The organism is Actinomadura sp. 7K534, from assembly GCF_004348575.1.
GTDB classification, from domain to species: domain Bacteria; phylum Actinomycetota; class Actinomycetes; order Streptosporangiales; family Streptosporangiaceae; genus Spirillospora; species Spirillospora livida.
Genome location: NZ_SMKB01000033.1, coordinates 36,180 through 47,827, shown reverse-complemented (window position 1 = coordinate 47,827; position 11,648 = coordinate 36,180). Strand labels below are relative to the sequence as shown.

At 72.0% G+C, this 11,648-nt stretch carries 8 protein-coding genes; 4 read left to right on the top strand and 4 right to left on the bottom strand.

All coding sequences use genetic code 11. The features are described 5' to 3' along the window. Positions 1 to 40: 40 nt before the first annotated feature. The 4 genes from E1266_RS10025 to E1266_RS10010 all read right to left on the bottom strand — a co-directional run bounded on the left by E1266_RS10025 (position 41) and on the right by E1266_RS10010 (position 5,441). Positions 41 to 1,471 (bottom strand): MFS transporter, encoded by a 1,431-nt coding sequence (locus E1266_RS10025; RefSeq protein ID WP_207945526.1) that lies wholly within the window; start codon positions 1,469 to 1,471, stop codon positions 41 to 43. A gap of 433 nt (positions 1,472 to 1,904) precedes the next feature. Beyond that, complete coding sequence (locus tag E1266_RS10020) at positions 1,905 to 3,218, bottom strand: hypothetical protein (protein ID WP_132046032.1); 1,314 nt, start codon at positions 3,216 to 3,218, stop codon at positions 1,905 to 1,907. Further along, positions 3,215 to 4,765, bottom strand: coding sequence for a hypothetical protein (locus tag E1266_RS10015; protein ID WP_132046031.1), 1,551 nt, complete (start codon positions 4,763 to 4,765; stop codon positions 3,215 to 3,217). Before E1266_RS10015 ends, E1266_RS10020 begins: the two co-directional genes overlap by 4 nt. Positions 4,766 to 4,997: 232 nt before the next feature. Then, positions 4,998 to 5,441 carry a hypothetical protein gene (locus tag E1266_RS10010; protein WP_132046030.1) on the bottom strand — a complete coding sequence of 148 codons (444 nt, stop codon included), beginning with the start codon at positions 5,439 to 5,441 and terminating at the stop codon, positions 4,998 to 5,000. Between the two features lie 349 nt (positions 5,442 to 5,790). On the opposite strand from E1266_RS10010, the gene E1266_RS10005 reads away from it, so the two are divergent. The 4 genes from E1266_RS10005 to E1266_RS09990 all read left to right on the top strand — a co-directional run bounded on the left by E1266_RS10005 (position 5,791) and on the right by E1266_RS09990 (position 11,591). Then, entirely contained in the window at positions 5,791 to 6,993 is a 1,203-nt protein-coding gene (locus tag E1266_RS10005; RefSeq protein WP_132046029.1) for an aminotransferase class I/II-fold pyridoxal phosphate-dependent enzyme, read from the top strand. A 378-nt stretch (positions 6,994 to 7,371) separates the two neighbouring features. Continuing rightward, positions 7,372 to 8,517 (top strand): transposase domain-containing protein, encoded by a 1,146-nt coding sequence (locus E1266_RS10000; RefSeq protein WP_165966012.1) that lies wholly within the window; start codon positions 7,372 to 7,374, stop codon positions 8,515 to 8,517. 699 nt (positions 8,518 to 9,216) lie between these two features. Further along, positions 9,217 to 10,188, top strand: a complete 972-nt coding sequence (locus tag E1266_RS09995; protein ID WP_165966011.1) for a ParB/RepB/Spo0J family partition protein — start codon at positions 9,217 to 9,219, stop codon at positions 10,186 to 10,188. A 371-nt stretch (positions 10,189 to 10,559) separates the two neighbouring features. Beyond that, the gene (locus tag E1266_RS09990; RefSeq protein ID WP_132046026.1) at positions 10,560 to 11,591 is read left to right on the top strand and encodes a DUF1702 family protein; all 1,032 of its coding nucleotides are present in this window, start codon (positions 10,560 to 10,562) and stop codon (positions 11,589 to 11,591) included. The last annotated feature ends 57 nt before the right edge of the window (positions 11,592 to 11,648 follow it).

The following is an 11,648-nucleotide window of genomic DNA, read 5'->3' as shown; positions in this document are numbered from 1 at the left end:
GCCGCGGGACACGCCGCGGCCGGCGCCCGGCACCGATGACTCAGGGCTTGGACGGCTCCTCACTCGACGGCTCTCCGCTGGACGGTTCCTCACCGGCGGGGGCCTCGGCGAGCGCGGTGCGCGGCTTGGCGGTCACGTTCTCCAGCAGCGCCAGTACGGCCACGGCGGCGACGGCGAGCATGGCGGCGCTGATGAGGAACGCCAGCGAGTACCCGTCCGTCTGCGCCACCGCCGGCGGCACCCCGGTGCCGATGCGGTCGCCGGCGTAGTTCAGCGCGCTGGTGAGCAGGATGGACAGGCCGAGCGCCGAGCCGATCTGCTGCATGCCGGTCTGCACGCCGGAGCCGAGGCCGGAGTCCTCGGCGGTGACCTGGTGCAGCGCGCCGTTGATCAGTCCGGGCAGGCAGACGCCGGTGAACAGCCCGACGATGATCAGCCCAGGCAGCAGGCCGCCGACGTAGGCGGAGTCGGAATCGATGAGGCTCGCCACGAACATCCCCGCGCCGGTGCCGAAGAAGCCGATGGTCAGCACCACCTTGACGCCCAGCCGCGGCATGAGGGCGCCGTTCAGCCCGACGCCCGCGCCGAACGCGATGCCGAGCGGCAGGTACGCCAGCCCCGTGCGCAGGGCGGAGTAGTCGAGGATCTGCTGCATGTACAGGGTCAGCATGAAGGCGTAGCTGACGAACACCGCGAACAGGGCCGCGGTCAGGACGTTGGACGTCACGCGCGTGCGGTTGGAGAAGAACCGCAGCGGGATCAGCGGATCGGGGGAGCGGGACTCGGCCGCGACCATGAGGCCCAGCAGCGCGAAGCCGCCGAGCAGCGGCAGGAGCACCTGCCACGAGCCCCACGAATGCGACGAGCCGTTCAGCACCCCGTACACGATGGCGAGTGAGCCGCCGGTCACGGTGACGGCCCCGGCCACGTCGATCCGGTGCTCCGCGCGGGCCATCCGGCTCTCCGGGAGGACGCGCGGCACGAGCAGCAGCGCGATGAGCACGACGGGGATGTTGATGTAGAAGATCCACCGCCAGTCCACGTCCGTGAGCAGTCCGGAGATCACCGGGCCGAGCGTTCCGCCGAGGCCGCCGAGGCCGCCCCAGATCCCGACCGCCTTCATCCGCTCCCGGGGGTCGGGGAACAGCAGCGGGATCATGGCGAGCGCGGCCGGGCCCGCCAGCGCCTCACCCATGCCCTGGGCGAAGCGGCCGGCGACCAGCATCGACGAGGAGACGGCGGCGCCGCACGCGGCCGACGTCACCCCGAAGACGACCAGGCCGACGATGAACATCCGGCGGCGTCCGAAGATGTCGGCCAGCCGGCCGCCCAGCAGCAGGAACCCGCCGGCCACCAGCACGTACCCGTTGGGGACCCACGACAGGCCCTGGTAGGAGAAGTGCAGCTCGCTCTGCATCTCGGGGAGGGCGACGTTCACCACGGTGGCGTCGAGGACGAGCATGAACTGCATCGCCGCGAGGACGGCTAAGGCCTTCCACCGCCGCGGGTCGGGTACGGCTGCGGCCGGAGCCGGATCACGTGAATCGGAACCTTTGCTGCCCACTGGCCTGGTTCCTCCCATCTCGGAGCGCGTGCACGGTGATCACGAGGGTTTACGTGGGGCACGGGGGCGTACGTGCCCGTCCGGCGGGCGGGGTGCCGCCTCGTCGCAGCCGCCACGGGGCGAAACCGTCCGTACACCTTTTTTGGGGATATGGCGGAGGGAGCTGGGGAGCGGTTCGCATTCGTCCTGCGCGATGCGTTCCGGATCCGCCTCCGGGACATTGCGCACTGATATCCAGATATTGCACAAATCGTGCGTTGTATCCTGGTCAGCGCGCTCGGCTCGCGCTTTCGCCGAGGTGGCGACCGCTGCGGACAATGAAGAAGCGCGCCGAATCCTATCACCGTTCGTAATGCGTGAAAAGCCCGCTGTACTGCGAATATGCGCGGTCGCCAGGTGCCCACTCCGCACCGGCGTCACCCGCGCCGTCCGGGCCGGGGTCGGGGGGCTGATACGGGCTCTCGTACCTGATCCGGTACGGCCCGATCGTGAACTCCGCACCCGGGACCAGCCAGGCGACCTCGCCCGGCGCGACGTCCGCGTGCCCGCCGCCGGGGAGCTCCAGGGCGATCCGGTGGACCTCGCTCGACACGCCGGTCCGCCATCCGGACGTCCGGACATCGGCGAGCGCGGACGCGGCGGGGATCTCCTCGCGGTGCCCCGCGGTGAGCGCCCCGGTCTCCTCCACCAGGCCCAGCCGGACCTCCCCGTCGAGGACGTGCATGGTGCCGTCATCGAAGATCAGGACTCCCAGCGGAGGCCGCCGACCGAGGATCCGCGTGCCGTTCGGCTGCTGCAACGGCCGCCCGCATGTCCCGCAGTACCGCGACCCCGGGCTCCCGAGGTGACCGTGGCCGCACATGCCCCCGTCGACCAGATCTCGGTCGACCAGGTTCCCGTCGAGCGGGTTTCCGTTCGGCGCGGGCGCGGGGCTCCCGTTGCCCCGGGCGGTTCGGGGAGAGCGCGCGAGCGCGGCGATCTCCGTGCTCGGTGACGTCTCCCGCACCGGGATCCCGGCGCCTTCCGCAGCGCGGAGTCCGGGCCGGGCGCCGGGTGCCGGGACGTCCGCGAGCCGGGACCGTACGACCCGCCCGCCCTCGAAACGCCACCGAATGAGGATCACGCGGAGCGGGCCCTGGCCGGCCAACCACATGATCAACCACGTGGTGGAGATATGGACGATGAAGGCGGGCAGGAATGGTGAATCCCAGAGCCCCCACCCCGAGGTGTCCAAGGGGCCCAGCATGTCGGGCGTCGGGTCGAACATGCCGGGCTTGGGACCCGCGATTCCGCCGTTGTGGAGATTGAGCATGTCCGGCGACGGGCCCGACATGACCGGGAAGAAGAGGTTCACCAGAAGCCATGCGAGGGGCGCCTCGTTGAGAATGGTCAGCAGGCCGAAGACCGAGGGCCAGTCCTTGTCCCAGCGCCGTTGCTGCAGGCGGTGGTAGAGGTGTTCCCACACCAGCCCGTAGACGGTCGTCAGCAGGAGACCGGTGAACGCGATCGCGTACCGCATGCCGACCGTCCACATGCTCGCCGTCACCCCGGTGGGATCGGGCAGGAACGGCGCGATCAGGGCCGTCCACAGCACCCCGACCGTGGCGGCCAGCAGGATCCGCGTCTGGATTCGGCCTATCAGTGTGGGAGTCATGGCGCCCGGTGGGCCAGCCACTTGACCCAGGCGGCGGCCGAGCACGCCGGGCCCAGCGGCGTGCACACCCCCCGCGCCGCCAGGTCGTCGCAGATGAGCTGCGCCGCGTCGACGAGCCCCGCGAACGAGTCGACGGTCGCGAGGTGGCCGCCGCGCGCGATCGCGCCCGAGGCGTAGAGGCGGCCCGGCCCGTCGGCGAGGCCGGGGCCGCGGACTTCGAAGTGCGGGCCGACGTCGAGGCCGCCCGCGGCGTTGACGCCGGCGCAGCCGCTGTCGACGAGGTCGGCCAGCAGCGGGTTGTCCCGCAGCCGCGGGCTCATCCCGGTGCAGTCGATCAGGAAGTCGACGTCCAGCCGCAGCGGGCCGTCCCCGCCGGGTTCGGCGACGAGCACCCGCACCCCTTGCCGGGGGGACGGCTCCAGCAGCGTGATCTCGCCGCCGAGCGCCCGGTAGCAGCCCGCCGACCGGGCCCTGTCGAGCTGGCGGCGCCAGAGCCGCCGCCTGGCCGTCGTCGCACCGCCCATCGTCGAGATCCATGCCGACCGCTCCGCCGCGCTCATGGCGGCCAGCTCTTCCCGCTGCTGTCCCGAGGCCGCCGACTTCGGGAAGCTGAACGCCTGGTAGCGCCAGCCGTGCTCGGTGGCGGGACCGGGGCCGTGCCGGCCCGGCGGCCGGGCGTCGAGATCGCGGAACAGGTGCAGGATCCGCACGTCCCGGCCGGAGCGGTCGCGGTCCTCGATCAGCCGCTGCAGGACCCGGGACGCGGTGATGCCGGCGCCGCGGAGCAGGACCGTCCCCGCCCGGCGCCGCAGCACCTGGTAGACGTGCTCGTGCGGCTCGTAGGCGTTGACGGCGCTGAAGTACTCCCCGTGCCGCAGCCGGTACCCGATCAGCTCGGGCGCGTAGCCGAGCGCCGGGTACCCGGTTCCGAGGTGCAGGTGGCGGGTGCGCAGCACGTACGGCGGCGAGTGATCGGCCGGGTGCACCAGGCAGAAGAACCCGCCCTCGGTGCGGCGCCTGATGAGCATCGCCTGCCCCGGCGCCAGCATGGAGTACCAGCCGATCCGGTCCGCCTCCCGGTCGAGACCGCGGGCCACCTGGCGGGGCGACGGGTTGTAGAACTCGGCGCCCACCGGCTCGGTGAGGACCTTCCACAGCGGCCGGAGGGTGCGGCGGCCGATCGCCTCGTGCAGCGCGTACCCCGGGAACCCCCAGACGTTGTCGGCCCGCGCCCCCGAGTCCGAGCGCAGCGGGTCGTCGTCGCGGATCTGGCTCGTCCTGATCAGGCGGCCCAGGTTCTCGAAGGGCCGGCGCTGGGGGCTGACGACCCGGATCCGCGCCGCCGCGACCCCGCGGATCCGCAGCGCGTCGACCACGGCGAAGCCGGCCAGGCCGCCGCCGACCGTCACGAAGTCCGCGTCCTCGGCGCGGAGCCCGGCCGCCGCGACCGACTCGTCCGACCAGGCGGACGCGGCGCGCGGCGGGCCGGGCGCGGACGCTCCGCCGCGCGCGGGCCCGGTCACCGGGCCGGCGGTGGGGCCGGGCATCAGATCCCGACCCCCCGCCGCGGACCGGGCCGCCGGTGCCCACGGGTGCCGATTCCGGAAGCCGCGAAGGCCCCTGCCCGCCACACGGCGCGGCGGCGGCCTCCGCCCTGCGGCGGAGAACTGGAAGAACTGGCTGTGGTCATCGGCGCACTCCTGGCTTCTCTGCATCCGGCGGCGGCCGGCGGACCGGCGGGCCGCGGGCATGCCGCGCTCCGGGACGAGGGCGTCCCGGCTAGTCGGTCAGCGACTCCATGAGCTTCGTCAGCCCGCTGACCATGTGGGCGTAGTCGACCAGGCGCTCGTGGATCTCGGTGTGCTCCGCGGTCCGGTCGCCGAGTTCCACGGCCAGGACCTCGATGAGCCGGTCGAGGTTGTTGTGGGCGATGCTCACGGGGAAGTGCGTGAGCGGCGTGGTCAGCCGCGGGTCGGCGGTCGGCGGACCGGAGTCGATCCGGCCGTCCGTGCCGGACGCCTCGCGCCACGACCGCTCGACCGTGAGGTCGTAGCGGCGGAAGGCGTCGAAGTAGTACGGGCGCCAGCGGTCGCGGAGCCGGGTCGCCGTGATGGCGTTGTCCAGGAATTCGGCGGTCGCCGGTATGACGGTGGCGCGGTACTCGGCCAGCAGCGGGCCGATATCCGGGGGGCCGGCCTGAACCTGGGGGGCCGTCATCGTCATGGTGTTCTCCTATCGTGGGCTGGCGGCGGGCTCGCCTGGCTTTCAGGCAAACACTTTAAGAAGGGATAATCAATGGGCCTTACGCGCGCCGCTCCGTGAGCGGAGATAGGCTCGGACTGGCAGGAAGATGGGCCGCCGGCACTGATTGCCGATCGGCATGTCCGCGCGGTGGCTATCCGTTTCAGGAGCGTCCGGCGGCGGCCGGGCCCGGGGTGCTCAACCGCGTTCTTTTCGAGGTTGAACGGCCGGTCGGCCCGCGGCGGCGACTTGTGCGGTCCGGACGCCTGTGCACAACTGGACGCGCAATGAAGCGACCGCTAATTTGGTAGCCGGCCAGAAGGGCTGGGAGATGCGAGAACCTGCTGCCGTTGCGGCTGACCACGATTTCGAGGACCTGGACATCTCCTGGCTCCGGCGCAAGGAGGGTGTCAAATGGCGCCGGGTCGGGCGCGATGTGCTCCCCGCCTGGATAGCCGACATGGATTTCCCCGTCGCGGAGCCGATCAGAGCGGCCATATCCGAAACGGTCCTGCGCGGCGATCTCGGATATCCGACCTGGTCGAACTGGATGGGCGCCAGCCCGCTGGCGGAGCCCTTCACGCGGCGGATGATCGAACTTCACCACTGGCGGCCGCGACCCGAATGGGTGCGCAACTTCGGTGATGTGGTCCAGGCGATACAGGTCGTCCTCCGGCTGACCACCCGGCCCGGAGACGCGATCGCGCTGCACACGCCGAACTATCCGCCGATCCTCAAGTCGATCACGATGATGGGGCGGCGAGTGCTCCCGAGCCCGCTGGAGCGGAGCGGCGACGGCTGGGCCTTCGATCCGGAGCGGCTGGAGCGGGAGGTGGCCGCGGCCGGCTGCCGCACGCTGATCGTCGTGAACCCGCACAACCCGACCGGACGCGTCTACACGACGGCGGAACTGGAGGCCCTAGCCGGGATCGCCTTGCGCAACGACATGCTGGTCATAGCGGACGAGATCTTCGCCGACCTGGCCTACCCGCCGCACCGGCACGTCCCGCTGGCGTCCCTGAGTCCGGACATCGCCGCCCGGACGGTCACCCTGACCTCGGCGACGAAGGCGTTCAACATCGCCGGCCTGCGCTGCGCGGTCGCGCACGTCGGCCCGGCCGGGCTGCGGGAGACCCTCGACGGCCTCCCGCCCGACTACTTCGGCATCGTCGACGTGCTCGGCGTTGAGGCGACCAGGGCCGCGTGGGACGCGGGCGGCCCCTGGCTGGCCGCGCTGATGGACCACCTCGCGGCGAACCGGGATCTGATCGCCGACGCCCTGGCGGCCCGGGCCCCGGGCATCGGCTACCGCCCGCCGCAGGCGACGCACCTGGCCTGGCTGGACTGCCGGAGTCTCGGGACCGCGACCGACCCGGGCGTCTTCTTCCGGGAAAAGGCGAAGGTCGAGCTCAGCTCGGGCGAAAGCTACGGGCCGGGCGGGACGGGATTCGCCAGGCTGAACTTCGCCACCTCCGCCTCGATTCTGTCCGAGATCCTGAACAGGATGGCGGAAGCCGTCGCCGACGAGCGGTAGGCGCCGCTCTCCCGGTGGACTACTGCTCGGGCCACATGGTCACCCCGAATCGGCGACCAATTTCACAGCGGTCACCGAGGTGAACCGATCCGGCATTCCCCCGGGGTCGGCGGTGTGCCCCCCGCCTGAATGATCTTCATTTTCGTCTGGTCGAACGCCCGAAGTTTCCCCGGGGCTCACTCGCGTCCCGATTTCGTGTCGCGCGAACGTCCACGTAGCTCACCGCACATCTGGCCACAACTTGCCCTTGACTGCCCAAAAGAAATCTTCACTTGGGCGGTGACGTGCACGAATGGCTCACGCGCCGGGACCGGGCCGAGCGAATCGCCCGCGGAAGATCGCGGTTCGCGAGTGGCGCCGCCGAGCAATATCGTTTACATGGCGAGGCCCCCACAGGTCGGCGACCTGCTCGCGGACCGGATTGCCGTCGGTGTACTGACCAGCGGCTTTCCGCCGGAGCTCGTCGATCGCGTGGTGGACAGGTTCGGCGTGCGGGAGCGGCGCACCCGCGCGCTCCCGGCCAGGCTCATGGTCTATTACGTGCTGAGCATGGTCGTGTTCTTCCACCTCGGCTACAGCGAGGTCTGGGACAGGCTGGTCGCCGGGCTCAGCTGGGCGCACCCGTTCGCCGCCGTGCCGCCGCGCGGGACGCAGCCCACCCCGGCCGCGATCACCTACGCCCGCAAGAGGCTCGGCTGGCGGGTGATGGCCGTGCTGCTGGAGGAGGTGAGCGGGCGGGACGTCCAGGGGGAGCCGGGACGCCCGCGCGTCGGCGGGATGCGGCCGGTGGCCCTGGACCAGGTACCGCTGAACGTGCCGAACACGCCCGGGAACGTCAGCGTGTTCGGTCCCCCGCTCGGCGGCCGGGGGGCCGGTCCGCTCCCGCAGGTCCGCGTGGTGGCGCTCGCCGAGTGCGGGACGTCCGCGATCCTCGGCGCGGGCGTCTCCGGCACGGCCTCCGACGGAGCACCGCTGGTCCGCCGACTCCTGCGGAAGCTTGCCCCCGGTGACCTGCTGCTGCCGGGCGGCGCGGGCTTCCCCTACGACCTGCTGGAGGAGGTCATCGCGGCCGGCGCGCACGTGCTGTGCCGGGCGGGGCCCGAGGAGGAGCTGCCGCGGCTGGGAACGCTCCCGGACGGGACCTACCTCTCCCGCATCGCCGTCCCGGACGGCGGCGGCGGCTCCGTCGCCGGCCTCGTGGTCCGCGTCATCCCCGGCACCGCCGAAGGCGGGCCGGGGGCGCAGGACGCGGGGCGCCCCCTGGTGACCGACGTCCTCGATCCCGGAACGCTGCCAGCGGGGGAGGGCGCCGCGGCGTACCGCTCCCGCTGGCGCCTGGAGGACTGCTTCAGCACGCTCGACCTGCTGCCACCCGAGGGAGCCGCGGTGACGCTGCGGTCCCGGGACCCGGACCTCATCCACCAGGAGGCGCTCGCCATCCTGTGCTGCTACCAGGCGGTACGGCTCCTGGTCGACGACCGGTCGGCCGGCCGGAGCCGTTCCCCGCTGATCCCGTTAATTTAACGCCATTGCGGTCTCTACAGGTCGATACAGGTTGATACCAGTTCAGACCGGTAGATGCCGGACGGTGTCCGGCCGCTCGGCGGTGCCCCGGCCCTCCGGCCCCCATCCTCGCCGCCGCCACGCCGAAGCCCGGCCGAGCTACCTCTGAAGATACGGCCGGCATGCCTTGCCCCCGGTCTGCCATGGGGATCAGGCGGGGCTCGCCAAGGTGATCTACCTGCGCCTGAACGGCCCGGCGCCTGCCGTCGCCGGGGTGGTACCTGAGGTGCAGCCGTGACATGCAGAAACCCGTGGGCCGCTCCCCATGTCCCTGATCACATGAGTCACATCCGGCGCCGTAGGCCATTGCGGCTCAGCGGGATCAGGAAGCGGCGGATCATGCCTGCCAGTGGCCCCGGTGGCTAACTTAAGACCCTTTGACCAGGGGGACGCGGCAGGTCCGAAAAAGGCGCTGGGCACGGGTTCCACCCGGCAACGGCCCTGCGCATAATCGCTGTGGGCTCGCGAGCAAGGCGTCAAGGTCTTGGAGGGACGATGACATTGTCCAGTACCGAAGCCGGCCGCCCGATTACCCGACCGCCCGCCGGGAGAAGGAGGGACTCCCCGGCGAACCGCGAAATACGCCTCCAGGTGGAAGGTCCGGCCGTGGAGCCCGCCGGAGCCGAAGCGCCGGCCCGGTTTTCCGCCTCCGACCCGGACTTGCAGACCGTTCCGCTGAGTGCGCTTTTACCAGCCGACTCGCCCCGGCTCGCGGGGGAGGACGAGAAGCACACGCGCCGGCTCATCGAGATCGAGGCCGAACTGCCGCCCATCCTCGTCCACCGCGGCACCATGCGGGTAATCGACGGCATGCACCGCCTTCGCGCCGCGCACGCGAGCGGCAGGAAAGAAATCCGGGTCCGCTTCTTCGACGGCGATGAAAATGAGGCATTTCTGCACGCCGTCAGGGAGAACGTCACGCACGGCCTCCCGCTCAGCCTGGACGACCGGAGGGGCGCCGCCCGGCGGATCATCGCCGCCAACCCGAACCTCTCCGACCGCGCCATCGCCGGGTGGACCGGGCTGTCGGACAAGACGATCAGCGCCCTGCGGAAACGCTCAAGCGCGGAAACCCCGCAGTCGAGCAAGCGCATCGGCGTGGACGGCCGGGCCCGCCCGCTGAACAGCACCGAGGGCAGGCGGCGCGCGATGGAGTTCCTCACCGCCCATCCGGACGCCTCGCTGCGGGAGATCGCCGCCGGCGCGGGCATCTCGGTCGGCACCGCCCATGACGTCCGCAAACAGCTGCGGCGCGGCGAAGACCCTATCCGCTCCCACCCGGCCGGTGCCAGGCCGTCCGGGACCGCTCCACCCGGTCCTTCCCCGGCGTCCCGCCAGGTCATCGCCGTGCGGCGGCCCGCCCGCGACATCGCCGGCTTCGATCCCGGACCGCTGCTGGAGAGCTTCCTCCAGGACCCGGCGATCCGGCAGTCGGAGTCCGGCCGCGGCATGCTCCGGTGGCTGCACAAGCACGTGGTCCGCGAGACGGACGTCGAGCAGCTCGTCGACGCGGTCCCGCCCCACCGCGCCGACTGCCTCATCACCTTCGCCGAGCACTGCGCGGGGGTGTGGCACTCCATGGCCGACCGCCTGGCGGCCAAGCAGCACCCGCACGACAACCCCGGCGCCTGACAAGGCCGCCCCGATGGGCCGCCCGACCGGGCCGCCCCGCCCCCTCCCGCCATCATCGGACCGGCACCGGAACGCCGGACCGGAACCCTGCTGACCGGTGCCCGGGAGCCGGTGCATCCAACCCATGACCGGCGGGGGGATAAGTGCCGGATTCGGCCGCGCCCGCGTCTCAGGACCGCGGCGCGGCCGAAGCCGCCGGCCCGCTCGGATCGTCCCTTAATGCGCTGAATGGACGACCGGCAATTGCGTTGGGAACCCGCCTCCTGTTCGCCCGCCGTGATCGAGATCGAAGGCTCGAAAGGGTGCAGATAATCTGCCGGGGGCAACGTAAAATCGCCCGGTAAGTTGGTCTCCACGTCTGAGAGAAATCGATGACTTTCGCCACGGGACGTGCCCTCCATAAAATGCTGGCGCCGCCGCCGACCGAGGTCACCTTTGCGGTGCGCGGCTTCCATACCGGGCAACCGCAGGCCCGCGACTATCTGGAGCAGATCGGCCGCTGGTTCCTCACCGGCCTGGAATACGGCATGACGGTGCCGGGAGAGCACGAGATCGCGGCCCGCCTGGAAACGGTCGCCCGGGAGGGGCGCGGTTTCGCCTATGAAGGCGCCGCAATGGCGCTGGCGATTCTCGACGGCCTTCTTCCGGGCCGCGGCGGACGTCTGCACAGGTTCATCGCCGGCCCGGCGGCGCACCATGTCTATACGGCGCATATCGGGGCCGGCTGGGCGCTGGCCCGGCTGCCGGCCCCGCTGCGGCCGCGGGTCCGGCTCGGCGATCCGCTGCTGCGCCGGCTCGCCCTGGACGGTTACGGCTTCCACGAAGCCTATTTCCGGACTCCGGTCGTCGTGGGGGAGCAGCGCCCGCCCCGGATCCTGCGGCGCGGTCCGGGAGCCGCCCGCGATGCCGCGCACGTGGTCGACCAGGGGATAGGCCGGGCCCTCTGGTTCGTCAGCGGCGCCGACGCCGACCGGCTGGCCGGGACCATCGACGGCTTCGCCCCCGCCCGTCAGCCCGATCTGTGGGCGGGCGCGGGACTGGCCGCGACGTACGCCGGCTTCCGCGGCGCGGCCGGCCCCGCCGGCGGGGAGGAGGACCCGGCCGCGATCCGGGCGGCCGAGGCGTCGCTGCGCGAACTGGCCGCCCGCGCCGGCCGCCACCTGCCGGACGCGGCCCAGGGCGCGGCGTTCGCGGCCAAGGCCCGGGAGCGGGCGGGCGCGGTCACTCCGCACACCGTCGCGGCGGTGCGGGCGCTGTGCGGGATGGAGGTCGCGGAGGCGGCGCGGTGCACCGACGAGGCCCTGCCCGCCGACCCGGCGGCGGCGGACGCCTACCAGACCTGGCGCCGCCGGATCCGCCGCCGCTTCGCGGAGTTGCCCGCCCCGGCCCGACCCGAATCGTGAAGGCGCCCGGAGCTGCCGATGGGGCGCGTCCGGAAACGCCACGGCCCCGCCGCCGGC